26 protein-coding genes and 1 pseudogene are annotated in these 23,966 nt (G+C 70.3%); 12 read left to right on the top strand and 15 right to left on the bottom strand.

Going from position 1 to position 23,966, the window contains the following annotated elements; genetic code table 11:
• Positions 1-91 precede the first annotated feature (91 nt).
• Positions 92-280 (bottom strand): annotated as a pseudogene (locus VFR64_13350) (DoxX family protein).
• Positions 281-436: 156 nt separating this feature from the next.
• Here VFR64_13350 and VFR64_13345 point away from each other — a divergent pair.
• On the top strand, positions 437-1,129 hold the full coding sequence (locus VFR64_13345; GenBank protein HET9490727.1) for a class I SAM-dependent methyltransferase: 693 nt from the start codon (positions 437-439) through the stop codon (positions 1,127-1,129).
• A gap of 612 nt (positions 1,130-1,741) precedes the next feature.
• On the opposite strand, the gene VFR64_13340 is transcribed toward VFR64_13345, so the two are convergent.
• The 5 genes from VFR64_13340 to VFR64_13320 all read right to left on the bottom strand — a co-directional run bounded on the left by VFR64_13340 (position 1,742) and on the right by VFR64_13320 (position 5,959).
• Entirely contained in the window at positions 1,742-2,887 is a 1,146-nt protein-coding gene (locus tag VFR64_13340; GenBank protein ID HET9490726.1) for an acetyl-CoA acetyltransferase, read from the bottom strand.
• Positions 2,888-2,901: 14 nt separating this feature from the next.
• Positions 2,902-3,339 carry a Zn-ribbon domain-containing OB-fold protein gene (locus tag VFR64_13335; protein HET9490725.1) on the bottom strand — a complete coding sequence of 146 codons (438 nt, stop codon included), beginning with the start codon at positions 3,337-3,339 and terminating at the stop codon, positions 2,902-2,904.
• A gap of 22 nt (positions 3,340-3,361) precedes the next feature.
• Positions 3,362-4,156 carry an enoyl-CoA hydratase-related protein gene (locus tag VFR64_13330; protein HET9490724.1) on the bottom strand — a complete coding sequence of 265 codons (795 nt, stop codon included), beginning with the start codon at positions 4,154-4,156 and terminating at the stop codon, positions 3,362-3,364.
• A gap of 22 nt (positions 4,157-4,178) precedes the next feature.
• Positions 4,179-5,078: an SDR family NAD(P)-dependent oxidoreductase gene (locus tag VFR64_13325; GenBank protein ID HET9490723.1), complete on the bottom strand. Its 900-nt coding sequence runs from the start codon at positions 5,076-5,078 to the stop codon at positions 4,179-4,181.
• A 260-nt stretch (positions 5,079-5,338) separates the two neighbouring features.
• Positions 5,339-5,959 carry an HdeD family acid-resistance protein gene (locus VFR64_13320; GenBank protein HET9490722.1) on the bottom strand — a complete coding sequence of 207 codons (621 nt, stop codon included), beginning with the start codon at positions 5,957-5,959 and terminating at the stop codon, positions 5,339-5,341.
• A 156-nt stretch (positions 5,960-6,115) separates the two neighbouring features.
• On the opposite strand from VFR64_13320, the gene VFR64_13315 reads away from it, so the two are divergent.
• A complete protein-coding gene (locus tag VFR64_13315) occupies positions 6,116-6,652 on the top strand; it encodes a histidine phosphatase family protein (GenBank protein ID HET9490721.1) in 537 nt (178 codons plus the stop codon).
• A 114-nt stretch (positions 6,653-6,766) separates the two neighbouring features.
• Here VFR64_13315 and VFR64_13310 read toward each other — a convergent pair whose 3' ends face one another.
• Positions 6,767-7,483, bottom strand: coding sequence for a VIT family protein (locus tag VFR64_13310; GenBank protein ID HET9490720.1), 717 nt, complete (start codon positions 7,481-7,483; stop codon positions 6,767-6,769).
• A 113-nt stretch (positions 7,484-7,596) separates the two neighbouring features.
• Between VFR64_13310 and VFR64_13305 the strand changes: the two genes are divergently transcribed.
• The 4 genes from VFR64_13305 to VFR64_13290 are packed head-to-tail and all read left to right on the top strand — an operon-like array spanning position 7,597 to position 11,641.
• Positions 7,597-8,124: a cupin domain-containing protein gene (locus VFR64_13305; protein ID HET9490719.1), complete on the top strand. Its 528-nt coding sequence runs from the start codon at positions 7,597-7,599 to the stop codon at positions 8,122-8,124.
• Positions 8,125-8,127: 3 nt separating this feature from the next.
• Positions 8,128-9,252, top strand: a complete 1,125-nt coding sequence (locus VFR64_13300) for a mandelate racemase/muconate lactonizing enzyme family protein (protein ID HET9490718.1) — start codon at positions 8,128-8,130, stop codon at positions 9,250-9,252.
• A 12-nt stretch (positions 9,253-9,264) separates the two neighbouring features.
• A complete protein-coding gene (gene metC / locus VFR64_13295) occupies positions 9,265-10,440 on the top strand; it encodes a cystathionine beta-lyase (GenBank protein HET9490717.1) in 1,176 nt (391 codons plus the stop codon).
• 10 nt (positions 10,441-10,450) lie between these two features.
• Positions 10,451-11,641, top strand: coding sequence for an acyl-CoA dehydrogenase family protein (locus VFR64_13290; protein ID HET9490716.1), 1,191 nt, complete (start codon positions 10,451-10,453; stop codon positions 11,639-11,641).
• 5 nt (positions 11,642-11,646) lie between these two features.
• Here VFR64_13290 and VFR64_13285 read toward each other — a convergent pair whose 3' ends face one another.
• Positions 11,647-12,111, bottom strand: a complete 465-nt coding sequence (locus VFR64_13285; GenBank protein HET9490715.1) for a cupin domain-containing protein — start codon at positions 12,109-12,111, stop codon at positions 11,647-11,649.
• A 94-nt stretch (positions 12,112-12,205) separates the two neighbouring features.
• On the opposite strand from VFR64_13285, the gene VFR64_13280 reads away from it, so the two are divergent.
• Both VFR64_13280 and VFR64_13275 read left to right on the top strand, forming a co-directional pair.
• A complete protein-coding gene (locus VFR64_13280) occupies positions 12,206-13,051 on the top strand; it encodes a hypothetical protein (protein ID HET9490714.1) in 846 nt (281 codons plus the stop codon).
• Positions 13,048-13,272, top strand: a complete 225-nt coding sequence (locus VFR64_13275; protein ID HET9490713.1) for a hypothetical protein — start codon at positions 13,048-13,050, stop codon at positions 13,270-13,272. The genes VFR64_13280 and VFR64_13275 overlap by 4 nt, the downstream gene beginning before the upstream one ends.
• A 27-nt stretch (positions 13,273-13,299) precedes the next feature.
• Here the strand turns inward: VFR64_13275 and VFR64_13270 are convergent, their stop codons facing one another.
• Genes VFR64_13270 through VFR64_13255 form a run of 4 tightly spaced genes read right to left on the bottom strand, consistent with a single transcriptional unit; the run spans position 13,300 to position 17,824 of the window.
• Positions 13,300-14,031, bottom strand: coding sequence for an ABC transporter ATP-binding protein (locus VFR64_13270; protein HET9490712.1), 732 nt, complete (start codon positions 14,029-14,031; stop codon positions 13,300-13,302).
• Entirely contained in the window at positions 14,021-15,775 is a 1,755-nt protein-coding gene (locus VFR64_13265) for a branched-chain amino acid ABC transporter ATP-binding protein/permease (protein ID HET9490711.1), read from the bottom strand. The genes VFR64_13270 and VFR64_13265 overlap by 11 nt, the downstream gene beginning before the upstream one ends.
• Complete coding sequence (locus tag VFR64_13260) at positions 15,772-16,623, bottom strand: branched-chain amino acid ABC transporter permease (protein ID HET9490710.1); 852 nt, start codon at positions 16,621-16,623, stop codon at positions 15,772-15,774. Before VFR64_13260 ends, VFR64_13265 begins: the two co-directional genes overlap by 4 nt.
• Before the next feature lie 19 nt (positions 16,624-16,642).
• Positions 16,643-17,824: an amino acid ABC transporter substrate-binding protein gene (locus VFR64_13255; GenBank protein ID HET9490709.1), complete on the bottom strand. Its 1,182-nt coding sequence runs from the start codon at positions 17,822-17,824 to the stop codon at positions 16,643-16,645.
• 151 nt (positions 17,825-17,975) lie between these two features.
• Between VFR64_13255 and merB the strand changes: the two genes are divergently transcribed.
• Both merB and VFR64_13245 read left to right on the top strand, forming a co-directional pair.
• Entirely contained in the window at positions 17,976-18,443 is a 468-nt protein-coding gene (merB, locus tag VFR64_13250; protein ID HET9490708.1) for an organomercurial lyase, read from the top strand.
• Between the two features lie 6 nt (positions 18,444-18,449).
• Positions 18,450-18,701: a hypothetical protein gene (locus tag VFR64_13245; protein ID HET9490707.1), complete on the top strand. Its 252-nt coding sequence runs from the start codon at positions 18,450-18,452 to the stop codon at positions 18,699-18,701.
• A 303-nt stretch (positions 18,702-19,004) separates the two neighbouring features.
• Here VFR64_13245 and VFR64_13240 read toward each other — a convergent pair whose 3' ends face one another.
• Positions 19,005-19,562, bottom strand: a complete 558-nt coding sequence (locus VFR64_13240) for a hypothetical protein (GenBank protein ID HET9490706.1) — start codon at positions 19,560-19,562, stop codon at positions 19,005-19,007.
• Between the two features lie 13 nt (positions 19,563-19,575).
• On the bottom strand, positions 19,576-20,736 hold the full coding sequence (locus VFR64_13235; protein ID HET9490705.1) for an amidohydrolase family protein: 1,161 nt from the start codon (positions 20,734-20,736) through the stop codon (positions 19,576-19,578).
• A 187-nt stretch (positions 20,737-20,923) separates the two neighbouring features.
• On the opposite strand from VFR64_13235, the gene VFR64_13230 reads away from it, so the two are divergent.
• Positions 20,924-21,829, top strand: a complete 906-nt coding sequence (locus VFR64_13230; protein ID HET9490704.1) for a polysaccharide deacetylase family protein — start codon at positions 20,924-20,926, stop codon at positions 21,827-21,829.
• 13 nt (positions 21,830-21,842) lie between these two features.
• Positions 21,843-22,790 (top strand): acetamidase/formamidase family protein, encoded by a 948-nt coding sequence (locus VFR64_13225; protein ID HET9490703.1) that lies wholly within the window; start codon positions 21,843-21,845, stop codon positions 22,788-22,790.
• A 15-nt stretch (positions 22,791-22,805) separates the two neighbouring features.
• Here VFR64_13225 and VFR64_13220 read toward each other — a convergent pair whose 3' ends face one another.
• Positions 22,806-23,966 (bottom strand): alpha/beta hydrolase, encoded by a 1,161-nt coding sequence (locus tag VFR64_13220; protein HET9490702.1) that lies wholly within the window; start codon positions 23,964-23,966, stop codon positions 22,806-22,808.

Below are 23,966 nucleotides of genomic sequence, written 5' to 3'. Positions count from 1 at the left end.
ACATGGTGCTCCTCCAGGGGATTGAACCATCATCCCGCACTCTTATGCCGCTGCAACCGCAGTGCCAGCGGACTCGGAGCTGCCTGCTCGCACCGCCGAATTCGGACGGGCCCGCGACGGGCGCCCACCGGTGGTCGGGCTTCAGGCCGATCGACTCGAGCCATCCCGCAGTCCCTTTCAGACCGGGACCGCCGAACCAGCCGAAGAGCTTCTGAAAGCCGTGACCGGCCAGCAGACCGCACACGGCCAGACGCAGGATCAGTGTCGCGACATCAGCCATACGTCCCTGCATTGCGAGCGTCTTGGAACGTCCCTGCCGGCGCTCATGCGGGCGAGCAGGGCTCGCGCCTGCGCGCCGTCACGCTGTCGTCCTGGCGGGGGCGCTGCTCCGGGCCGAGGCCCAGCGCTCGGTGTGGGCCCGCGGTATGCTGGGGACATGCGGATCGGGCCATACCCGGCGAGGCCCACGCCCGAGCGCGCGCTCTGGGCCGCAGGGGTACTGGCCCTGGTCGTCCTGCTCGCCGCCGGGTGCGCCGGGCGCGACGACGCCGGGCACCATCAGCATCAGTTCCAGAATGCCGAGCGCTGGGCGCGGATGTTCGACGACCCGGCGCGGGACGCCTGGCAGAAGCCCGACGAGGTGATCCGGGCCCTCGCACTGGCGTCGGACGCGCTCGTGGCCGATATCGGCTCGGGCACCGGCTATTTTGCCGTGCGGCTGGCGCGAGCGGTACCACGCGGCCACGTCTACGGCGTCGACCTCGAGCCCGACATGGTGAAACACCTGGCCGAGCGCGCGCGCCGCGAAGGGCTCGCCAACGTCACGGCCGTCCAGGCGGCCCCGCACGACCCGCGGCTGCCCCAGCCCGTCGACGTGGTGCTCCTCGTGAACACCTATCACCACATCGCCGAGCGTCCCGGCTACTTCGGCCGCCTTCGCCAGGGCCTGCGCCCGGGTGGGCGCGTGGCTATCATCGATTTTCTACCGGACGCCCCCGAGGGCCCGCCGCGCCACGCCCGTATCCCGGTCGCCTCCGTGAAGGAGGAGATGGGCCAGGCCGGCTATGGCCTGCTCACCGAGCACTCGTTCCTGCCCTACCAGTACTTCCTGGTCTTCGGCCCGCCGTAGGGCAGGGCGTAGGCGGACGCAGGCGCCCGACTCCGTCCGGGACGTGGCCCGATCCGGTCATTTGCCCGGCAGCTGGATGACCCATTCGCCTCGGTCGTGGCGGCTGCTGACCCATTGGCGGGTCTTCTCCGGCCGGGTGCTTCGCCTGCAAGGATCGCAGCCGTAGACGCTCTTCCGTACCGAGCGCCAGCAGCGCCTTGATCTCCGAGAGCAGATCCCGCAGCTCCTTGAGGTGCTGTTGTTCTCGCTGGTCCAGTTTCCGCGCATAAACCGGATCTTTCTGTCGGCGCTCCTCGATCCATGTGTCGCCGTAGGTTGTCTGAGGCAGAGTCTTCTCCGTGTGAGCGATCAGCTGGCCCGATTGAGTGCCAGCACGGAGATGTTTGCTGTCTCTCCCGGGCGTACGAACCGCTCGTCGATGTTCTGTACGGAGCTGCCATGAATCAGCGCATGATTGCTCTTGGTTTCCACCCAGAAACGAGGTATCGGGATCTGCGCTGTCGGCGATATGGACCACGATGCCGGCCCCCGCCGGTGGCGCCGAGGCCATGATCAACAAGAAGGCGACCCACAGGACCATGGGCCGCATGATATCCGGGGGGTGCTCCCGCCCTAGCGTTCGCTCGACAGTACGAGAGTGCCCGCGGCCGAGAGCATGCCGCCCATGCCGTTGACGAGCGAGAGCTTCACCTTGGGCACCTGCCGCGGACCGCACTCGCCGCGGAGCTGGCGCACCGACTCGATGATCGGGAAGATGCCGTACATGCCGCTGTGGGTGTAGGAGAGGCCGCCGCCGTTGGTGTTGATCGGCAGGCTGCCCCCCGGCGTCGACCGGCCCGGCTCGAAATAGTGCACGCCCTCGCCGGGTTTGCAGAACCCCAGGGACTCCAGCATGATCGGCGGCCCCGAGGTGAAGGCGTCGTAGAACATCAGGTGGTCGAAATCGCGGGGCCCCACGCCGGCCATGGCGAAGGCCTTCTCACCGGCGAGTCGCGTGGCCTCGCTGAACGTGAGGTTCCGCATCTGGGTGAGCATGACGTGCTCGGCGCCCTCGCCGGCGCCCCGGACGTAGACGGGCTTCTTGGCGGTGTCCCGGGCGCGATCGGCCCGGGTCATCACCACGGCGCCGCCGGCGTCGGTGACCAGGCAGATGTTCAGGATGTTGAAGGGCCAGACCACGGGCCGGGAATTCAGCACGTCCTGCACGGTGATGGGCTCGCGATTGCGGGCCTTGGGGTTGAGGGCGGCCCACTGGCGGGTGGAGACGGCCACCTGCGCCCACTGCTCCAGGGTCGTGCCGTATTCGTGCATGTGGCGCGTGGTGATCAGCCCGAAGTAGGTCGGCGCGCCGCCGAAGCCGTAGGGCAGCTCGTACTGACCGGGCAGGGCGGTATCGCGGCGCGGGGAGACGCCCACGCCGGAGCGGCCGGATTCGCCGTGCGAGATGACGGCCACGTCGCACAGCCCGTGGTGCAGGGCCAGCATGGCGTGGCCCACCATGATGATGAAGGAACAGCCGCCCACCGTGGTGCCGTCGACGTAGCGGGGAGTCACCCCGATGGCCTCGGCGATGGTGGCGGGTGAGTGCTGGCCGGCCGTGAAGACGCCGTCGATGTCGCTGACCTTGAGGCCGGCGTCGCGGACGGCGTTGTGGATGGCTTCCACGTGGAGCGTGAGCTGGCTCTTGCCGGGCAGTGTGCCGATCTCGTCGCTCTCGTCCACACCCACGATGCAGGTCGAGTTTCTGAGCTCGCGCATCCGGGCCACGTCCATCAGAGCGCCCCTCCCGCCGCCGCCCTCGCCGGCCGGAACATCGGCAGGCTCACCTGGTCCGTGAGCTTCGCGAAGACGACCTCGACCGGCATGTCGCACCGGAGCTTCGTGGGATCGGGCTCGACGTCCACCAGGTTGGTGAGCAGGCGCGGCCCCTCCTCCAGCTCCACCATGGCCAGGACCACGGGGGTCTTGACCTTGAAGGCCTTGTTGAGGATCTGGTGGGCGATCTCGAACGAATAGAGGCGTCCGCGGCCGCTGGCCTGGATCCAGTCGATCTCGCGAGAAGCGCAGAACGGGCACAGCACGCGCGGGTACATGAACGCCCTTCCGCACGCGCGGCACTTCGGAATCATCAGCTTGCCGTGGCGGGCGCCCTCCCAGTAGGGCTTGGCTTCAGGCGTCATCGGCTGGGGCAGGGGGCGGTCGAGCTCCATGGGGGGCCTCGCTCTCGGTCGGTCAGCGCCCGCGGAAGACGGGGGCGCGTTTCTCCACGAAGGCGCGCACGCCCTCCCGAGCGTCCTCGGTGTCCTGACAGATGTTCTGGGCGAAGGTCTCGAACTCCAGGGCCTGGCGCAGGTCGCAGTCCGCGTTGTGATAGAGCGCGCGCTTGGCCAGCCGGATGGCCAGGGGCGGCCCGGCGGCGATCTTGCGGGCGAGCTCGTCGGCAGCGGGGATCAGCTCCTCCGGCGCCACCACCCGGCCGACCAGGCCGAGCCGCAGGGCCTCCTGCGCGTCGATCAGATCGCCCGTGAAGATCAGCTCGCAGGCCTTGGCCATGCCCACCGCGCGGGGCAGGAAATACGTCCCGCCCCAGTCCGGGTGGAGCCCGCGCTTGACGAAGGCTTGCGAGAACTTCGCGGCCGTCGACGCGATACGCAGGTCGCAGGCCAGGGCCAGGTTCATGCCGGCCCCGGCCGCCGCTCCGTTGATGGCGGCAATGATCGGCTGGGGCGCGTCACGCATGGCCAGCAGCGTGCGGTCGCGCGAGGGCGCGATCTTGTCCAGCACCGGCCGCTCGCGCCCGGCTTGTCGGCCCTCGTCCATGGCCTTGACGTCGCCGCCGGCGCAGAAGCCCTTGCCGGCGCCGGTGAGCACCATCACGCGGACGTCGGGGTTGGCGGCGGTGCGCGTGACCGCGTCGAGCAGATCCTCCCGCAGCGTATCGCCGAGCGCGTTGAGGCGATCGGGGCGGTTGAGGGTGAGGGTGGCGACGCCGTCCTTCACCTCGTAGAGCAGGCACTTGTACGTCATGGGCAGGCCTCCTGCCGGCGCGTCACGCCGGCGGCACCGGCGGCCACGCGATGCCCAGCGCGTCGAGGCGGCGCAGGCGGTCCTGGCCGAGCGCCCGATCCCACACCTCGGCCAGGCGCTCGCCCGTCCAGGTCTCGGCGCTGGTCACCGTACGGACGGGGGCCGGATGGGACATGATCGTCACCTCGTTGCCGCGCACGCCGACGACCTGCCCCGTGATGTGGGCGGCGCGATCGCTGGCGAGAAACACCGCCACCGGAGCGATCGCTTCGGGAGGGGTGGCGGTGGACGCGGCGCGCCGATCGTCGGGCAGCCGGCGGGTCATCCGGGTGTCGGCGGTGGGCGAGATCGCGTTGCAGCGGACCCCGTAACGGGCCATGGCGAGGGCCGTGGAGCGTGTGAGACCCACGATCCCTTCTTTGGCCGCCGAGTAGTTCGGCTGACCGGGGGAGCCCTCGAGACCGGCCGCGGACGTGAAGGTCGTGATGGAGCCGGTCTTCTTCTGGCGCATGTGAGCCGTGGCCGGCTGCATGACCGTGAAGTGGCCCTTGAGATGGACGGCGATGACCGCGTCCCATTCGTCCTCGGTCATGTTGAAGATCATCCGCTCGCGCAGGATCCCCGCGCAGCAGACGAGGATGTGGAGGTCGCCGAACTCCTTGAGCGCGAGGTCGATGACGTTCCGGCCGCCGGCCATCGTGGCCACGCTCTCCGGGCTGGCGATCGCCTGGCCCCCGGCCTTCACGATCTCGTCCACGACTTGATTGGCCGGCGCGCTGGAGGGATCGCGGCCGTCCACGCTGACGCCGTAGTCGTTGACCACGACCCGCGCGCCTGCCGCCGCCAGACCGAGTGACACCGCGCGCCCGATGCCCGTCCCCCCGCCCGTCACCACCGCCACCTTGCCGTCCAGCAGCTTCATGGGCTTCCTCGCGCGTTGTCCGTGGGCTGCGTCCGCGGCGCCCGACCGGCGCCGGGCGGCGCCGGACGACAATACAACAGGGCCCGCGGCAATGATAGGCGGCCCCGCCGCCTTTCATTGCCGGACCGCCTCGACCTCCCCGCCGACGCCGCGCCGCCGGCCCGGCCCCGCTGGCGATGACGAGCGGCACGATGCCGAGGATGAACGCGAACGAGGTCGGAGCGAACGAGGTCAGCGGGGCCGCAGTCAGCCCGAGCGCGTCAGGCGGCGCGGTGGACCGTTTCCCTGCGCGACCCGGTACGCCGTCCGCGCAGTCGCAGGCCGAGCACGACCAGCGCGATGCCGTAGACCACCGCGAATGCGCCGATCCAGAGCACCATGGCCAGCGCCCCGGCCCCGGGGGCGAGCATGATCAAGACGCCGAAGACGATGGACAGCGCCCCGCCGAGCCCCAGCCACCACTCGTTCGTGATGACCCGGCGCAACCGCACCGCCGCCGCGATCTCGAGCACACCGATCACGATGGCCCAGGCCGCGATGACGTAGAGCAGCGTGAGCGCGGTCAGCCCGGGCAGGAAGAAGGTCGCCAGGCCGGCGCCGATGCCGACGAGGCCCGCCAGGAGCAGGGTCCACCAGGGGCGCTCGCCGGTGCGTCCGGTCACCGCGGCGACGATGTTGAAGATGCCGTCCACCAGCGCGTAGGCGCCGAACAGCAGGACGAGCGCCGCGATGGTGGCCGCCGGCAGGACCAGTGCGACGATGCCGAAGATGATCCCGGCGACCCCCCGCAGCACGACGGCCCACCAGTTCCTGGCCAGCAGGTCCGCGTCCCTGCCCGGGCCCCACGCCGTCCGACCGTAGCTGCTCGCCGTCTGTTCCATGTCGGCACCTCCGGCGCCACGCGCGCGGCATGGGGGCGTGCAACCACCGTGCCGATGACAACGCATCTGGCGGCCGGACATCCGGCGTCTCGCAGACCTCGTGGGACAATGACGGCGAGCCAGAAGCCGGCGGGCGAACCTGCGAGGACGGTGGAGATGGGCAGGACCACCATCGAGGTATGGCTGATCCGCCACGGCGAGGCGGAATGGAGCCGGACCGGGCAGCACACGGGGCTGACCGACCTGCCGCTGACGGTGACCGGGCGTCGAGTCGCGAAAGGCCTCGCTCCCATTCTGGCCGCAGAGACGTTCGCGCTCGTGCTGACGAGCCCCCTGAGGCGGGCGCGTGAGACGTGTGAGCTCACCGGGCTCGGCGACCGCGCCGAGCTGGAGCCGGACCTCGTCGAGTGGAACTACGGTGAGTACGAAGGGTTGACGACCGCGGCGATCCACGAGCGCAGGCCCGGGTGGCTCCTGTTCACGGACGGGGCGCCGGGCGGGGAGCGGCCGGAGGACGTGGGCCGCCGGGTCGACCGCGTGATCACCCGGGCGCGGGCCACGCCGGGCAACGTGGCGATGTTCGGTCACGGGCATCTGCTCCGGGCGCTCGCGGCTCGGTGGTTGGGGTGGCCGGTCGCCGCGGGCCGTCACTTCCTGCTCGACACCGGCACCGTGAGCGTGTTGAGCGCGTAGTCGGGAGGCCCCGGCCATTCGACGGTGGAACGCACCGGTCGGTCGATGACGTCCGGGCCCGCGAGCCCTCGTAATCGCGAGGCCATGAGCCCGAGCTCCGGGCGTCACGGACGGCTAGCCGCCGCTCGAGTCGAAGAGCCGCCCGACCATTCCTGTGACGATCATCGCGGCGGCGCCCCAGAACGCCACCCGCAGACTTCCTTTCAGCCGGGGGGCGCCGCCCAGCCGGGCAGCGACGGCGCCGAGCACCGCCAGCAGCACCAGCGTGGAGGCCGAGATCGCCGGCACCAGAAATCCAACCGGCAGCAGCAGCACGATCAGCACCGGCGCCGCCGCGCCCAGGGAAAAGGCCACCGCCGAGGCCAGCGCGGCCTGAATCGGCCGCGCCCGCGTGGCCCGGGAGATGCCCAGCTCGTCACGCGCGTGGGCGGCCAGCGCATCGTGAGCCGACAGCTGCTCGGCGACCTGTGCGGCCAGCTCGGGCGCCAGCCCGCGCCGAACGTAGATCGCGGCCAGCTCGGCGCGCTCGGCGCCGGGCTGGGTGGCCAGCTCGCGGGCCTCCTGTTCGAGGTCGGCGCGCTCGGTGTCGGCCTGGGAGCTGACCGACACGTATTCGCCCGCTGCCATCGACAGGGCGCCCGACAACAGCCCGGCCAGCCCGGTGATCAGCAGCGGCTCGCGCGCCGCCTGCGCTGCCGCCACGCCGACCAGCAGGCTGCTCGTGGAGATCAGCCCATCGTTGGCGCCCAGCACTCCGGCGCGCAGCCAGCCGCTCCGACCGGTGTGATGCCGTTCCGGGTGACGGGACGCGCCCGCGTCGGCTCGTGCCATTTTTCAGTCCTCCTGACGGCCCTCCAGGGATCGGACCGGCCGTGCAAACCGAATGCCGCGAGCCGAACGATCGCATAGAATGCCGGGCCAGGCACCTCGAAGGGAGAGATCCCATGCTCAAGCCGATCCGGCGCGTCGTGACCGGTCACAATGCCCGAGGCAAGTCCGTCATCGCGAGCGACGGGCCGGCGCCCCACGTGCTCACGATTCCCGGCCGCGCGGACTTCGGACTCACCAATCTCTGGGTGACGGACGCGAGCCCGGCCAGCAACGAGGGCCAGGCCGACGCCGCCGCGCGGCCGGTGGTGCTGGAGCCACCGGCGGGCGGCTCCATCTTTCGCGTCGTCGAGTTTCCGCCGGACAAGGGCGGCTTCGACCGCAAGGCGGCGTTCGCGTCGATGGGGGCCGATCACGCCATGGACCCCGACGCCTCCCGGCACCCGGGGATGCACAAGACGGCCACGGTCGACTACGCCATCGTCCTCTCCGGCGAGATCTGGGCCCTCATGGACGAAGGTGAGACGCTGCTCCACGCCGGCGACTGTCTCGTGCAGCGAGGGACCAACCACGCGTGGAGCAACCGGAGCGACCGGCCGTGCCTGGTCGCGTTCATCCTGATCAGCGCCCGGCCGCTGAGCTAGACCGTGATCGACGGCGACCTGCGCATCCACAGCATCGAGGCCCTCGCCGTCGACATTCCGCTCGCCCGCAACTTCGGCGGCAGCACCTACGCCGTGCTCAAGCGCTCCACCGTCATCACGCGACTCCGCACCGAGGGGGGCCTCGTCAGCGAGGTCTACAACGGCGACAACCGCGAGGACGGGCCCGAGATCGTCGCTCTGATCAAGGAGGTGCTCGCCCCGCGCGTGCGCGGGCTCGGCCTCTTCGAGGGCGAGCAGATCTGGGAGCGCCTGTTCGCGCTCACCCACGCCAGCCGCCGCCGAAAGGCCCTGCTCGAGGCCATCGCCTGTGTGGACTGCGCGATCTGGGACCTGGCCGGCAAGGCCGTCGGCCAGAGCGTGTGCGCCCTGCTCGGGGGCCATCGCCGCCGGCTCTCGATCATCACCATCGGCGGGTACTACATGCCGGGCAAGACCCTTACCGACATCGGCGCCGAGATGGAGGCCTATCGCCGGGCCGGAATGGCGGGGTGCAAGTTCAAGGTAGGTGGCCTCGCGCCCGAGGAGGATGCCCGGCGGGTCGAAGCCGCGCGCCGGGCCGCCGGGCCCGACTTCGCCATCGCCGTGGATGCCAACCGCGGCTGGTCGGTGGCCGAGGCGGTGCGCTTCGCCCGGCTCGTCGAGCCCCTGGACATCCGATGGTTCGAGGAGCCCTGCCACTGGCAGGACGATGCCGCCATGATGGCGCGGGTGCGCGCGTCGACCCGTATTCCCATCACGGCCGGCCAGAGCGAGATCACCAGCCACGGCGTGCGGCGGCTCCTCGAGGCCGGGGCCGTGGATCTCGTCAACTTCGACGCCTCGGAAGGTGGCGGCGTGACCGAGTGGCGCCGGGCCGCCGCCCTCTGCAGCGTGGCCGGCGTCCAGATGGCCCACCACGAGGAGCCCCAGATCGCCCGGCAGCTCCTGGCGGCGGTGCCGCACGGCACCTACGTCGAGTGCTTCGCCGACCCCGAGCGCGACCCGGTCTGGCAGGCTCTGTGGAGCAACCGCCCCGCCGTCAAGGATGGCATGATCGACGTACCGCCCGACCCCGGGTTCGGCCTCGCGCTCGACGACGCGATGATCCGGCGCTACCGGGTGGCCTAGTCGGAGGACCCAATGCAACCAGACACGCAGGTGGTACACGCCGGTCGGCATCCCGAGCGTCACTTCGGAGTCGTGAACCCGCCGATCTACCGGGCCTCGACGATCCTCTACCAGACCGTCGCCGAGTTCGATGCGCGCCAGGCCCGCCGCTACACGCACCAGACCTCCTACGGCATGCACGGCACGCCGACTACGTTCGCGCTGGCCGAGGCGGTGGCCGAGCTGTCGGGCGGACGGCACGCGATCATCGTCTCCTCGGGGCTGGCGGCCATTACCCAGACCCTGACGGCCGTTCTGCGGCAGGGCGATCATCTGCTCGCCCCCGATTCCGCGTACGGGCCGACCCGGAACTTCGCCACCACGGTGCTGGCCCGGCTGGGCGTGGAGGTGACCTTCTACGACCCGCTCGTCGGGGCCGGCATCGCGGGGCTGATCCGCGACACGACCCGTGTCGTGTACGTGGAGTCGCCGGGCTCGCAGACCTTCGAGGTCCAGGACGTTCCGGCCATCGCCCGCGCGGCCCACGCCAGGGGCGCCCTCGTCATCATGGACAACACCTGGGCGACGCCGCTCAACTTCCACGCCTTCGAGCACGGCGTGGACATCGAGATTCAGGCCGGCACCAAGTACCTGGCCGGCCACTCCGATCTGCTCGTGGGCGCGATCACCATCCGCGACGAGGCGCTCTTCCGCACCGTCAAGGACGGGGTGGCCGCCTTCGGGGACTGTGTCGCGCCTGACGTCTGCTACGAGACGCTGCGTGGCCTGCGCACCCTGGCCGTGCGCCTGCGCCATCACGAGCGGTCAGCCCTGGCCGTCACCACCTGGCTCGAGCGACGGCCCGAGGTGGCCCGGGTCCTCTACCCGGCGCTGCCGACCGATCCCGGTCACGCCCTGTGGAAGCGCGACTTTCTCGGGGCGTCCAGCCTCTTCTCCGTGCTGCTGCGCACGACCTCGCCGCCGGCCGTGGCAGCGATGCTCGAAGGGCTTCGCCTGTTCAAGATGGGGGCGAGCTTCGGCGGCTTCGAGAGCCTGATCATCCCGGCCCGGGCCGCCGACACCCGCACGGTGCGACCGTGGCGCGAACGCGGCACGCTGGTGCGCGTGCACGTCGGCCTCGAAGCGGTGGAGGACCTGATCGCCGACCTCGAGGACGGCTTCGCCCGCCTCGCCACCGCGTCGGCCTGACTGGAGCAGCATGGACTTCGAATACGCTCCCGAGCACGAGGCGTTTCGTCAGGAGTTCCGTGGTTGGCTCGCCGCGCACCTGTCGCCCGAGCTGTGCCTGGACGACGCCAGCGACGATCGGGTGGCCTCCGACCACGCGACGTTTGAGCGCCGCCGGGCCTGGCAGAAGACGATGCACGCCGCCGGTTGGGTCGGCATCACGTGGCCGCGGCAGTATGGGGGCCGCGAGGCCGGGGTGATCGAGCGCGTCATCTGGGAGGAGGAGTACACGGCCGCGCGCGCCCCGGTGCTCCCGGGCAATATGGCCCTGAATCTCGTCGGGCCGACCATCATCCACTGGGGCACCGACGAGCAGAAGCGGCGGCACCTGCCGGCCATCCTCGCCGCCGACGAGATCTGGTGCCAGGGCTTCTCCGAGCCGGGCGCGGGCTCCGACCTGGCCAGCCTCGGGACGCGGGCCGTGGATCGGGGCGATCACTTCGTGGTCAACGGCCAGAAGGTGTGGACGTCGGGGGCCCACTTCGCCCACTGGATCATCCTGCTCGCCCGCACCAACCCGGAGGCGCCGAAGCACCAGGGGATCTCGTGCCTGCTCATTCCCATGACGACGCCCGGGATCACCGTGCGCCCGCTCGTCCTCATGACCGGCCACCACCATTTCAACGAGGTCTTCCTGACCGACGTGGTCGTGCCGAAGGCGAACCTGCTCGGCCCGCTCGATCAGGGCTGGAAGGTGGCGACGACCACGCTCATGCACGAGCGCCACTCCGCGGGAGGCCGGAACCATGCCGCGCAAATCGAGCGGCTCCTGGCGCTGGCCCGGCGCGTGCGGGTGGACGAGCACCCGGCCTGGGAGGATCCGCGCCTCCGCCAGCGGCTCGCGCAGCTCGTCATCGAGTCCGCGGCGCTCAAATACACCCGGCTCCGGAGCCTGACCCGTCAGCTCCGGGGCGAGCCGCCCGGGCCCGAGGGGTCCATCCTGAAGCTCAGCGGCTCCGAGCTGGGCGTGCGAATCGGCGACGTGGCCGGCGAGCTGCTCGGCCTGCACGCGCTGGTCAACCGGCCTTCGGAGATCGTCCCCGACGCGCCCCGCTGGTTCAACCGGGTGCTCGCCGCGCGGCAGTACACGATCTCGGCGGGGACCAGCGAGATCCAGCGCAACATCATCGGTGAGCGCGTGCTCGGCCTGCCTAGGGGCTGATCAGCTCACGCGCACCACTCGCGGGGGCCGTCGTCGGTGAAGCCGCACTGCTCGCAGGGGCTGAAGTAATGCGTCGCCGGCGGCATGGCGACGGCCAGACGCAACGACAGGTCCTCGCCGACGTTGACGATGTGGTGGACGGTGCCGCGAGGCACCCACACGATGTCGTCCTTGCCGGCCTGCACCACGAGGCCGCCGGTCAACTCCCATTGCAAGCGCCCGGCGAGGACCACCCACCACTCGTCGAACTCCCGGTGCCAGTGCGGGCGGTTCCCCCCGCTCGGCGGGCTCGCGATCAACGTCACCAGTTGGCGCTCATCGGCGATGATCCGCCGCGACCACGGCGGCGGGCCCATCTGGGCGACGACGTCGGCGATGCGGGTGTGGAGCACGTTCGGCAACGTCGGGTTCGCCGACTGCGGCGGGATGGGGCCCGAGACCAGTCGATCGATGCGGATGGTGGCAGGCACGTGGCATCTCCTTCCGGCGCGCACTCTAGCACCACTGCCGGGCCCTTGACAGGGCGCGGCGTGAGATCGATCGTGGGGACGGGAGGCCGCCGCCATGGGTCAGATCGTGTTCGCCGGTGCGATGTCCCACGTGCTCGATCCCGACTACTACCAGGCGGCCTGCGGCGACGTCGGCCGGCAGAAGGTCACGGCGGCGATGGCGGCCATCGAGGGGATGGGCGAGCGCTTCGCCGCGCAGACGGCCGACGCGCTCATCGTGGTCGCCGACGATCACCTGAACGCGTTCTCGTTCAATTGCGTGCCGGCCATCTGCGTGCGCATCGGCAAAACGGTCCCGCGCATGATGCAGGACGCCGCAGAAGCCTTCGACAAGGTGCTCGAGCACATGCCGGCGGAGTACCCCCTGCACGAGGCGCTCGCCGGCCAGATCCTCGAGCAGGGCGTCCAGAATGGGTTCGACCTCGCCCTCTCGTGGGAAGCGCCCGTCGACCATGCGTTCCTGAGCCCGGTGAACACCATGCTGGGCCAGCGGCGCATACCGCCGCTCGTCCCCATCTTCGTGAACGCCTTCATCGCGCCACAGCCGACGGCCCGACGCTGCTTCCAGTTCGGCCAGCACATCGCGCGGGTGGTGGCGAAGAGTCCCTGGCGGGTGGGTCTCATCGCGACGGGCGGGCTGTCGCACTTCCCCGAGCTGCTGCTGAGCCGCGTCGGCGAGACCGACACCGTCTTCGACCGGAAGCTGATCCACTGGATGGAACGTGGCGAGCACGAGCCGCTGCTGGAGTTGACCGCCGACGAGCTCCACAAGACGGGCAGCCACGAGTTCCTCAACTGGATGGTCCTGCTGGGCGCCGTGACGCCGGCCCGGGCCCAGGTCCGCTATTTCGGCGAGCTGCCGCGCATCAACCTGGCGGCCGTGGAATGGGACGTACGATGAGCCGGTACGCGGTCAACAGCCTGCTGTACCGCTTGAAGAAGGATCCGGACCTGCGCGCCCGCTTCATCGCGGATCGGCGGGCGGCGATCGCCGACGCCGACCTCACCGACGTGGAGCGGGCCGCCTTCATCGCCGGCGACATGCGGAAGATCAACGAGCTCGGTGGCTATCTCCACCTGGTGATGTCCATCCCGAAGATCGGCACGCACGGCGGGCACTGAGGGACAACTCCTGAGGTCCCGCCCTCTTCACGGGGCCTGTTCGGTGCCGGCGCCGAGGCCCAGATAGGCCTGCCGGATACCGGACTGCTCGCGCAGGACGGCGGGTGGCCCGGCCGCCACGATCCGGCCCTCTTCCAGCACGTAGGCGCGGTCGGCGATGTCGAGCGCCCGCATGACGTTCTGCTCCACCAGCAGGATCGCCACGCCTTCGGCGTGGATGGCGCGGATGACGTCGAACATGGCGTCGACCACCGCCGGCGCCAGTCCCAGCGACGGCTCGTCCAGCAGCAGCAGGCGCGGTCGGGCCATCAGGGCCCGCCCGATGGCCAACATCTGCTGCTGTCCGCCCGAGAGCGAGCCGGCCAGCTGGTGCCGGCGCTCGCGCAGGATGGGAAACAGCCGGTGGACGCGCTCCAGGCTCTGCGTCCGTACTCGGCGCGCTTCGCCGCGGTAGCACCCCATCTCGAGGTTCTCCTGGACGGACATGCGGGTGAAGAGCCGGCGGCCCTCGGGCACCAGCGCGATGCCCTGGCGGCACACCAGGTGGGAGGGCACCTTCCTGAGGTCGACGCTCTCGCAGCGCAGCTCGCCGGCGTGCGCTCGCTGCAGCCCGGCGATCGTGTTCACGAGCGTGCTCTTGCCCGCTCCGTTCGGCCCGATGACGGCGACGATCTCCCCGGCGGCCACGTCCAGCGAGGCGTCCCACACGGCGGGGGCGTCGCCGTAAGCGATGGCCAGCCGCCGCGCCTCAAGCAACATGGCTCTTGCCCAGGTAGACGTCGACGACCCGGGGGTCCCGCATCGCCTCGTGCGGGCGGCCCTCGGCGATGACCTCGCCCTCGTTGAGCACCACGACCCGGTGCGAGAGGTCGAGCACGGCGCGCATGAGGTGCTCGACGAACAGGATGGCCACGCCGTCGGCGTGGATGGCCCGGACGAGCCGGATGGCGCCGGCGATCTCGGCGGGCGTCAGTCCCGACAGCACCTCGTCGAGCAGGATCACCCGCGGGCGCCCGGCCAGGGCGCGGGCCAGTTCCAGGAACTTGCGCTCGTGCAGGTTCAGCTCGTGGGGCAGGGAGGCGGCCCGGCGGCCCAGGCCGGTGAAGGCCAGCCAGCGGCGCGCCTCCACCCGGGCCCGGGGCGGCGGGCAGCGGGCCGCTCCGAAGGTCGCCGCAACCGCCACGTTGTCGAGCACGGTCAGATGGGCGAACGGCCGCGGGATCTGGTACGTGCGGGTAATGCCCAACGCGGCGATCTCGTGTGCCGGGCGTCCGGAGAGCTCGGCCCCGCCGAGCGTGATCCGGCCGCGGTCCGGCTGGTAGTGGCCGCTGATGGCGTTGATCAGCGTGGTTTTGCCGGAGCCGTTGGGGCCCACGAGGCCGACGATCTCACCCGGCGCCACGGTGAGGCTCACCCCGCGCAACGCCTGGATTCCGCCGAACGTCTTTGCCACGTCCCGACACTCGAGCGCGGCCGCCGGCGGAGACGGCTGGCCGTCCGACGGGACGGCGCTCACCTGCGCCGGCCCCGCCTCGAGCGCCGGCGGCGAGCGGCGCCAGGCCCGCGCGCGGCGGACGAGCGCCGGCACCAATCCCTCAGGCAAGAGCAGGATCGCCAGCACCAGCGCCAGGGCCACGACCGCCCGCCCGAGCACGGCCTGCTGGCCGCCGGTGAACACGAACAGCGAGGCGCCGATGACGATCGCGCCCACGGCCGGGCCCAGCCAGTGGCGGGCGCCGCCGAGCACGCTCATGAGCACCACGTACAGGGGCACGGTGATCGAGAACGTCTCGCCGACCGTCACGTAGGTCACGTACATCGCGTGGACGGCGCCGGCGACGCCGGCGATGCCCGCCGACAGCGCGAAGGCCACGAGCTTGTAGCGGAACGTCGGGACGCCCTCGACCTCGGCCACATCCTCGTCGTCGTGGATGGCGAAGAGGCCCAGCCCCAGGCGGGAACGGGCGATCGCATAGGCGGCGCCCACCGTGCCGACCGCGAGCGCCAGCCCCAGGCAGTACAGCGTGCCGGTGGGGGACGCCAGCCAGGCCGGCAGGGGAACGGCGCTCAGGTACACGCCGGGGCCCCCGTCGATGCGCGTGTTCAACACGACGGTCGCCAGCACGAAGGTGATGGCCAGCGTGAGCAGCGCGAACAACTCGCCCCGTAGCCGCTTCACGCGGAACACCACCGCGCCGATCCCCGCCCCGAGCAGCGCAGCCAGGGCGCCGGCGACGGGCAGCGTCCAGAGGAACGGCACCTCCAGCGCGGTGGTGAGGGTGGCCGTGGTGTACATGCCGGCACCGAAGAAGGCGCCGTGGCCGAAGCTGAAGTAACCGGCGTAGCCGCTCAGCAGGGCCCAGCTGGTGGCCAGCGCGATCCACGAGAACAGCAGGTACAGAAACGACTCGTAGAAGGCGGGCAGGCCGAGCAGCGCCAGCGCGCCCAGCCCCAGTCCGGCACAGGCCAGCCCGACGGCGACGCGGCGCGCCGCCGGGCTCACACCCGGCCCGGCCTGGCGATCAACAAGACAATTAGCACCGAGAACGAGACCAGCGGCGCCCAGGCCGGCGTCACCACCGCCATGGTGAGGGACTCGCTGACGCCGATCAGGAGGCCGGCCAGCAGGGCCCCGATGGGATTGGCCAGGCCGCCGATGATGACCACCGCGAACACGACCCCGACCCACGCCCAGATCTGGGCGGGAGCCAGCGTCGAGACCAGGGCGATGAAGGCGCCGGCGATGGCGGCGTAGGCTGCGCTCAGGCCGGCGAGCAGGAAGCCCTGGAGGCGGTGGTTCACGCCGAAGGCCGCGGCGATGGCGGGATCCTCGGCGCTGGCCCGGAGCGCCTTGCCCACGTAGGTGAAGCGCAGCCACGCCCAGGTGGCCAGGGCCAGCACCGCCGCCGTCAGGCAGGCCAGCAACTCGAGGAGGGGGATGTACAGGGGGCCGACGCGTCCGGAGACTGTGGCGTACGGGGTCTCGTACCGACGGTAGTCCGCCGTCCAGAACCACTGGATGATCGACTCGAGGATGACGGCCAGGCCGAAGGTCACCAGCAGCGAGGTGAACTCGGTGACCCGGAAGTAGTTGAACGCCGCGTGCAGCCCGAGACCCAGGACGAAGAAGGCCGGGACGATGGCTGCGGCGGCCAGCCAGGGCGAGACGTCCCAGGCGCTACCGAGCTGGTAGGTCAGATAGGCGCCCAGCAGCGCGAGCGCGAAGTGGGCCAGGTTCACCACGCGCAGGAGGCCCCAGGACAGGCTCAGGCCGAGCGCGAGCAGCCCGTAGATTCCCCCCGCCAGCAGGCCCGACACCAGCGCCTGCCCGAGCAGGGTCAGGCTCGGCATGCGCCCGCGCGGCGAGCGATCAGGGCAGGAGCCGGGCGCCGGGCGCGGCGAACTCCCTGGGCCACACGACCACCCACTTGCCGTCCTGCACCTGCTTCACCTTGAAGAGGTCGTCTCCGTAGTTGTTGGGACCGTCGAAGCGGAGCTGGCCGATGATCGTGTCGACGCGGTTCTTGCGCAGCCACCGGGCCAGGACCTTGTCGTCCAGGCTCCGGGTCGCCGTCACCGCGGCTTCGAGGATCTGCCAGGCGGCGAACGAGCCGCCGGCCTGGGTGTCCACGTGCGGGTAGGGCACGTTGGCCCGGATGGCGCGCTCGCGGAAGAGCGGTACCAGCCGGGTCGCGCCCGCGTTGTTCAGGAACGGCGGGTGCTCCTCGAAGACGGTCGTGGAGAGCGCCAGCTTGCCGTCGGGGGCCACGGCCAGCGGCCCCGGGGCGGGGAACAGATGGAAGTGCCGCGGCGGCGTGTAGTCGAGCTTCTTCAGCGCCTCGAGGATCTGGTTGCCGTCGAGACCCAGGGCGCCGATCCACAGCAAGTCGGCGTTGGCGTCCTTGATGCGCGCGGCGATGGCGCCGAAATCGCGCGTGCCGAACTCGTACTCGAGATAGAGCGGAACCTTCAGACCACGCTGCTCGGCCACCCGGCGGGCCCCCGACGACAGGTGCTGGGTGGAAGGGAACTTGTTCGTGACGATCGCGACCGACCGGGGGGGCTTGCTGGTGGCGGCCAGGGCGTCGAAGACCGTCGTCGCCACCGTCCGCTGCGGCTCGGGCCCGAAGGCGGCGGTGGGGAAGTGCATCTCGTACTTCGCCAGGTGCGGCATGCCGAAGGTGTGATGGGGCAGCAGCTTGTGGTAGCGCTGGGCCACGCCCATCGCGGCGAGGATCCCGCTCGTGGCGTACGGGCCCATCAGGAGATCCACCTTGTCCACGGTGATGAGCTTCTCGTACAGGCTGCGCGCGACGTCGGGCTTGGACTGGTCGTCGAGCAGCACCCATTCCACCGGCCGGCCGAGCAGGCCGTTGGCCTTGTTCAGCTCTTCCACGTAGATCTCGCCGGCGATCTTGTGCAGCAGCGCCGTGGGCGCCAGCGGTCCGGTCAGGGCCAGCGTGCTGCCGATCCGGATCGGAGACCCCGAGGGCGCCGCCGTCGCGCTGCCGGTGAAGACGAGCAGGACCAGGGCGATCAGGACAGCTCTCATGTCTGCCTCCCCGACGAGGGCGGCTGGCGATCGTGGGCGCACAGTAGAGAGTCGGTCCGGCTTTGTCAATCGGGCCCGGCATTGACCTCCTCGAACGTGGCGATATTCTCTCTGTCGGCCGGGTGTCTCCACAGTGAAGGGAGATAGAGCGATGGGCGATCCGCTGCTCATGGACCGGATGTTCCAGCGCATCATGGGCGGTCTCATCGAGGCGGGCCGAGCGCCCCACTACGCCGAGCTGGCTCGCGCGCTGGGGCTGAGCGTCGAGGAGGGGCGCCGGCTGCTCCACGACGTGATGCAGGCCTACCCGATCGGCTGGCTGCATCCCGATACGGACTACATCGCCTCGTTCCCGCCGCTCAACAACCTGCCCACGCAGTACCGGATCAACGTGCGCGGCGTCCAGCACTGGTTCGCGCAGTGTGGATTCGAGGCCACCTCGGTGACGTGGCTCTTTCCCGGCCAGACGGTTCGTATCGACGCCCCGTGTCTGGACTGCGGCGACCCGGTGCGCGTGGAGATGCGCGATGGTCGCCTCGTGGGTGTCGACCCGCCCGGCGTGGTCGGGCACCTCAACTACGGCTTCGGGCCGTCCCGCGGCCGGCCACCGTTTCTCTGAACGGGCATGAACCTCTTCCGGTCGGAAGACCACGCCCGCCGGTGGCCGGCGTTCCAGCCGCGCGCCGAGGAGGGCTTCATTCCGCTGGCCGCCCTCGCCGGCTTCTTCGGCACGGAGTCGCGGCGCCACATGCTGGACGCGAACTACCTTTCGACCTGGTACCCGCGCCGGGCGGCGGAGCGTCGCGCGTACCTCGAGCAGATTGGCAAGAGCAGTCCGTTCTGGCTTGGCACCGCGGACGCCGAGGACCGCCGGTAGCCCCTGTCGAGAACCTCGGCGCGGAAGGAGGACACTCATGACCACGCTGACTGTGCGCTCGAAGGAGGAGATCCCAGACGCCTGAAGACGCGGGACAGCGGCGACGTCGCGGCCGCCTACCTCGACAGCATCCGGCCGGTCATGGCGCGCTGTGGCCTGCGCTTTCCGGATCGCAACGAACTGCCGCTCGAGCTGCCGCCCCGAGTCGATCTGAGCGTGCCCGCGGTCGTGTAGCACGTAGGTCGGATCCCAGACCGGCTCAATCTCGGCTCCTGGATGGTCGCGTCCGCTATCTGGCGAGCGTCAGTGCTGCCCCTTGGCCCGGTTGGCGATCTCGACGGTCTTCTTGTCGACGTCGAAGCGCAGGGTCTCCTTCGTCTCGACGTCGCCCCCGGTCACGCGGATGAAGAAGGTATCGTCGCCGTACTCGATGGAGTGGATGTCGCCGACGGCGAACACCGCCGCGTGGCCGGGCTCGTTCAGGAACGCGCGCTGCAGCGCCAGCTCCGCGTAGCCCGGCCGGCTGCCGTCGTCGAGCCGGCGCCAGCGGCGCATCCGTGTGGGGTTCCGGTAATTGCCGTACACGACCCAGCAGGGGCCGTGATCGTGGACGGAAGACTTGCCCGCCTTCTCCCGGCCGTGGACGAGCACGTGGACGTCGGTCTCCGGGTCGTGGCCGATGGTAGTGAGCTGGGTGTAGGGCGGCGGGTCACCCAGGTGCTTGGTCAGAAGCTCGGGGTTGCCCAGCAGCTTTTCCAGATGTTCACGGATCTCCGCGAGTCCCGCGGGAATACCCTTGCTCTTGATGGTCGCCCGCGTGTCGGCCAGGAACCGATCGAGCGTGTACGCCTCCGCAGCCATGACGGGCTCCTTTCTAGGCAGCCCCTACCAGGTTGTACAGGCGCGCGCAGTTGTCCCAGAGGATCTTGGCCTTGGACTTGTCGGCGACCCCCTCCAGCCGGGTGAACTCCTCGATGGCCGTGGGGAAGAGGCCGTCGGAGTGCGGATAATCGGTGGATACCACGATGGCGTCGTCGCCGATGGCCTCGATGACCTGCCGGAGCGGTTTTTCGTCGGCGTCGGTGGCGATGTAACACTGGCGGAAGAAGTACTGGCTGGGCAGCTGGGAGATCTGGACCTCGGAACCGGGACCGAACTTCTCCCACGCCTCGTCCAGGCGCCAGAGCCACCACGGCAGGTAGCCACAGGTGCCTTCCAGGAAGGCGCAGCGCAGGCGCGGGTGGCGCTCCAGCACGCCACCGGCAGCCATGCTGGCGAACGCCATCATCAGCTCCACCGGGTTGCGCCCGGCCACGCCGATCACCCGGCCGTTCGGGGTGTCGAGGTAGCGGCGGGCCAGATCGTCGCGCAGCGAGGACTGCCCGGTGGGATGGAAGCCGACCGGGACGCCGAGCTCCTCGATCGCCGCCCACAGGGGCTCCAGCGCGGGATCGTGGACGTGGCGGCCCCGGATCGGGTTGGGATTGCCGACCACGGCGACGGCGCCCAGCTCCCGCACGGCGCGCCGGGCCTCCTGCACGGCGGCCGGAATGTTGTGGAACGCCAGCTGGGCGGCGAACTTCAGGCGGCGCGGGTTGTGCTGGCAGTAATCGTAGGTCCAGTCGTTGTGAGCCCGCGCCAGCGCGGCGGCCACGTCGGGATCGAGATCGTCGTGCATCAGCACCTGGCGGCCCCGCGTCCCGTAGATGACGGCCACGTCGATGCCCTCGATGTCCATCGCTTGCACGTGGCTCTCGGCGTCGTACCCTCGCCCGTGGGCGACCTCGTAGTGGGGGTGCCGGGCGAAGGCGCGGCGCTGCAGGTCCTTGCCCACGACGGCCGTGCGGGGACGCCGGGACATCTCGCCGATCTCCAGGGCGCCCACCTTGATCACGGGCTGGTTGGGCGCGGCGTCGCTGCCGCGCGTGAACTGCGGGGCGAATTTCTTGAACGGCTCGGCCAGATACTTCTCCCACAGGCCGTCCGGCTCCATCGTGTGCAAGTCGCTGTCCATCACCTTGAACCCGTTCTTCATGAGGGCCTGTCCTCCTGCCGGCGATGCTAGAGTCCAGCGCCGCAACGTGTCAAGCGCGGCCGGGCGGCCCGGCGCCGGCCAGCCGCCTTGAACTTCCCGCTCCGGTCTGCACAATGGTGGGGCCGCCGGCGCGCGCCCTCGCCGGCGCGAGCGACGAGCAGCCAACCGAAGACGGTGGAGGACAGCGATGCTCACGTTGCCGGGCCAGAATCGCTACGACTTCTCCTGCATCGAAAAGCGCCGCGACTACAGCTGGCCGACCGGCAAGCGGCTGGCCTTCTACGTGGCCCTGAACATCGAGCACTTCGCGTGGGGGACCGGCCGGGTTTTGGACCCGACGAACCGCAACAACCCGACCTCCACCTCGCGTAACTTCGCCTGGCTGGACTACGGCAACCGCGTGGGGATCTGGCGCGTGTTCGCGATCCTCGATCAGCTCGGGCTGCCCGCGTCGATCCTCCTCAACGGGCAGGTCGCCGAGCTCTATCCCGACCTGGTCGAGAAGATCAAGGCCCGCGGCGACGACGTGCTGGGCCACGGGCGCACCAACAGCGAGCTGCTCAGCGGCCGCTGGGAGCACGACGAGGCCCGCATCATCGCCGAGACGACGGAGTCGATCACCAAGCACTTCGGCGTGCGACCGACGGGCTGGATGGGTCCGGGCGCCGCCGAGTCGAACGTCACGCCGGATCTGCTCAAGGAAGCCGGGTACACCCACAGCCTGGACTGGCCGATGGACGACCAGCCGGTGTGGATGCGGACCCGCTCCGGCCCGCTCCTGTCCGTGCCCTATCCGATGGAGCTCAACGACGCCGGCGCGCTGGCCCAGCGGGATCACACCGGGCGGGAGTTCGCCCAGATGATCATGGACCACTTCGACGAGCAGGTGGAGGCCAGCGCGCGCCAGCCGCTGGTCATGGGTGTCTCGCTGCACGGGTACATCGTGGGCCAGCCCTTCCGGCTCCGCCCGCTGCGGGAAGCCCTCACCCACTGCGTGCAGCACCCGTTGAAGGATCGGGTGTGGTACACGCGGGCCGGCGACATCGCGGACTACTGCTTCAAGCTGCCGAAGGGTACCCTCCTGGGGAGCTGAAAGGAGCGCGACCATGAGCGAGCATCACCTGCCGGCCTCACCGGACACCGCGCACTGGGGCTTCCTCGACCCCGAGCTCAAGCCGGTGCTGACCATCGACTCCGGCGATCGGGTCACCATCGACACCGTCTCGGGCAATCCCGCCCATCTGCCGCCGAGAGAACGGGGCTTCACGATCCTGCCCGAGCACCTGGAGATCCATCGCAAGGTGCCCAAGGGGTCGGGGAACCACATCTACACGGGGCCGATCTCCGTGAACGGGGCCGAGCCCGGCAACGTCCTCGAGGTGCGCGTGCTCGACATCCAGCTCCGCCAGGACTGGGGCTGGAATGCGTTCCGGCCCCTGGTGGGGACGTTGCCCGACGACTTCCCGTACACGCACGTGATCCACCTGGCGCTCGATCGGCGGGCCCGGCAGGCCACCACGCCCTGGGGGCTGAAGCTGCCGATCCGTCCCTTCTTCGGCCAGCTGGCGGTGGCGCCCCGGCCGGAGTTCGGGCGGCAGAACAGCAAGGAGCCGCGCGAGTTCGGCGGCAACCTGGACTGCAAGGACCTCCAGGCCGGCAGCACCCTCTATCTGCCGGTGTGGACGGCCGGCGCGCTGTTCTCCACCGGGGACGGCCATGCGTTGCAAGGGGACGGCGAGGTGTGCGGCACCGCCATCGAGACGGCGCTGACGGGAACGTTCGAGTTCGTCGTGCGCCGGGATCTCGACTGGCGGTTCCCCCGCGCAGAAACGCCGGAGCACCTCATCACCTTCGGGCTCGACTGGGACCTCGACACGGCGGTGCAGCAGGCGCTGCGCACCATGCTCGACTGGCTGGGGGCCCGGCTCGGGCTGTCCCGGCAGGACGCGTACCACCTCTGTAGCTTCGTCTGCGACCTGCACGTGACGCAGACGGTGAACAACGTGAAGGGCATCCACGCCATGGTCGACAAGCGCGTGATCGGGCTGGCCTGAGCGGGCCCGGTCCCCTCAGCGCGCCGGGAAGAATCGCTTCTGGGCGTAGCCCGGCTTGAGCTTGCTGTCCAGGGCGTCCCGCAGCCAGTCCGCCACCGCGAGGTGGAAGTCGGGAAGCCGCCCACCCAGAGTGTGGGTCTCGTTCTCGTAGACCCACAGCTCCTTCGGCCCCGGTAGCATCTCGTAGAGCCGCTCGGCGTCCTCCAGCGGGCAGAGCTCGTCGAACTCGCCCATGGCCAGGAGCATCGGGCAGCGCAGGCGCCCGACCAGAGGCTCGAGCGTCATCTGCTCGGCCATGGCGTCGAAGGCGTCCTCGTCGTGGACGTTCGACATGTACATGTAGTTGGCGCGGTAGGCCGGCTTGCCGTGCTTGAAGATGGTGTTCTTCTGCATGTACACGCCCATGGCGGCGGCGCAGGCCTTGAGGCGGGGATCGTGGGCCGCGATGCGCGGCCCCCAGTAGCTGCCCATGCTCCAGCCGTAGAGGCCGATCCGCGAGGCGTCGATCTCGGGCCGCCCGCTCAGAAAATCGATGGCCGCCGAGCCGGCGCGCTCGAAGTTGTCGAGCGTCACCCAGGTCTCGCGCACATTGCTCTCACCCTGCCCGGGGCCGTCGATGCTCAGGGTGGCCAGGCCCCGCCGGCGGAAGTGGTTGTGGTACGGGTTGGGCATGTACTCCTTGATGGTGTCCATGCCGGGCACGACGAGGATGCAGGGCGCCTGTTTGCCCGGGACCGTCTGGAGAATGCCAGGGATGGTCTTGCCCGGCTCGAAGGGAATCTCCACGCGCTGTACCGGCGCCTCGTCGTACAGCTCGGTGAACTTCGCATAGCAGTGGACCAGCCGCGCGTAGAGGTCGCGCTTCCGCGGAGTGTTGGCGTGGAGCATGCCGCCGGCGGGGCCGTAGTAGAGGGCCGCGCGATGGTAGAACTCGGCCGCGCTCTCGCGGTGGCCCGCGGCCTCGGCCTTCCGGGCCAGCTCCTCCTCCTGGGCGGCGGTGCGGGCCCACTCCTTGGACGCCGCCTCGGGGACCTTGATCCGCTCCGTGGTCCGCTTCACATCGGCCGGGCGGAAGCCCCACTCCACGAACATCGCGGCGCGGAAGCCGTAGACGTCGTGAACCTTGTAGAACTCTTCGGTGATCCACTTGTGACTGCGGCGGCTGTGGTCGGCCAT

Source organism: Candidatus Methylomirabilota bacterium (assembly GCA_035709005.1).
Taxonomy (GTDB): domain Bacteria; phylum Methylomirabilota; class Methylomirabilia; order Rokubacteriales; family CSP1-6; genus 40CM-4-69-5.
Note: the sequence above shows the minus strand (reverse complement) of the source record. Positions and strands in the feature narration are given on the sequence as shown.

Excerpts from the sequence above, each read along its gene's own strand:
- VFR64_13345 (HET9490727.1), top strand. The coding sequence starts at position 437 with ATGCGGATCGGGCCATACCCGGCGAGGCCCACGCCCGAGCGCGCGCTC.
- VFR64_13340 (HET9490726.1), bottom strand. The coding sequence starts at position 2,887 with ATGCGCGAGCTCAGAAACTCGACCTGCATCGTGGGTGTGGACGAGAGC.
- VFR64_13335 (HET9490725.1), bottom strand. The coding sequence starts at position 3,339 with ATGGAGCTCGACCGCCCCCTGCCCCAGCCGATGACGCCTGAAGCCAAG.
- VFR64_13330 (HET9490724.1), bottom strand. The coding sequence starts at position 4,156 with ATGACGTACAAGTGCCTGCTCTACGAGGTGAAGGACGGCGTCGCCACC.
- VFR64_13325 (HET9490723.1), bottom strand. The coding sequence starts at position 5,078 with ATGAAGCTGCTGGACGGCAAGGTGGCGGTGGTGACGGGCGGGGGGACG.
- VFR64_13320 (HET9490722.1), bottom strand. The coding sequence starts at position 5,959 with ATGGAACAGACGGCGAGCAGCTACGGTCGGACGGCGTGGGGCCCGGGC.
- VFR64_13315 (HET9490721.1), top strand. The coding sequence starts at position 6,116 with ATGGGCAGGACCACCATCGAGGTATGGCTGATCCGCCACGGCGAGGCG.
- VFR64_13310 (HET9490720.1), bottom strand. The coding sequence starts at position 7,483 with ATGGCACGAGCCGACGCGGGCGCGTCCCGTCACCCGGAACGGCATCAC.
- VFR64_13305 (HET9490719.1), top strand. The coding sequence starts at position 7,597 with ATGCTCAAGCCGATCCGGCGCGTCGTGACCGGTCACAATGCCCGAGGC.
- metC (HET9490717.1), top strand. The coding sequence starts at position 9,265 with ATGCAACCAGACACGCAGGTGGTACACGCCGGTCGGCATCCCGAGCGT.
- VFR64_13290 (HET9490716.1), top strand. The coding sequence starts at position 10,451 with ATGGACTTCGAATACGCTCCCGAGCACGAGGCGTTTCGTCAGGAGTTC.
- VFR64_13280 (HET9490714.1), top strand. The coding sequence starts at position 12,206 with ATGGGTCAGATCGTGTTCGCCGGTGCGATGTCCCACGTGCTCGATCCC.
- VFR64_13275 (HET9490713.1), top strand. The coding sequence starts at position 13,048 with ATGAGCCGGTACGCGGTCAACAGCCTGCTGTACCGCTTGAAGAAGGAT.
- VFR64_13270 (HET9490712.1), bottom strand. The coding sequence starts at position 14,031 with ATGTTGCTTGAGGCGCGGCGGCTGGCCATCGCTTACGGCGACGCCCCC.
- VFR64_13260 (HET9490710.1), bottom strand. The coding sequence starts at position 16,623 with ATGCCGAGCCTGACCCTGCTCGGGCAGGCGCTGGTGTCGGGCCTGCTG.
- VFR64_13255 (HET9490709.1), bottom strand. The coding sequence starts at position 17,824 with ATGAGAGCTGTCCTGATCGCCCTGGTCCTGCTCGTCTTCACCGGCAGC.
- merB (HET9490708.1), top strand. The coding sequence starts at position 17,976 with ATGGGCGATCCGCTGCTCATGGACCGGATGTTCCAGCGCATCATGGGC.
- VFR64_13245 (HET9490707.1), top strand. The coding sequence starts at position 18,450 with ATGAACCTCTTCCGGTCGGAAGACCACGCCCGCCGGTGGCCGGCGTTC.
- VFR64_13240 (HET9490706.1), bottom strand. The coding sequence starts at position 19,562 with ATGGCTGCGGAGGCGTACACGCTCGATCGGTTCCTGGCCGACACGCGG.
- VFR64_13235 (HET9490705.1), bottom strand. The coding sequence starts at position 20,736 with ATGAAGAACGGGTTCAAGGTGATGGACAGCGACTTGCACACGATGGAG.
- VFR64_13230 (HET9490704.1), top strand. The coding sequence starts at position 20,924 with ATGCTCACGTTGCCGGGCCAGAATCGCTACGACTTCTCCTGCATCGAA.
- VFR64_13225 (HET9490703.1), top strand. The coding sequence starts at position 21,843 with ATGAGCGAGCATCACCTGCCGGCCTCACCGGACACCGCGCACTGGGGC.
- VFR64_13220 (HET9490702.1), bottom strand. The coding sequence starts at position 23,966 with ATGGCCGACCACAGCCGCCGCAGTCACAAGTGGATCACCGAAGAGTTC.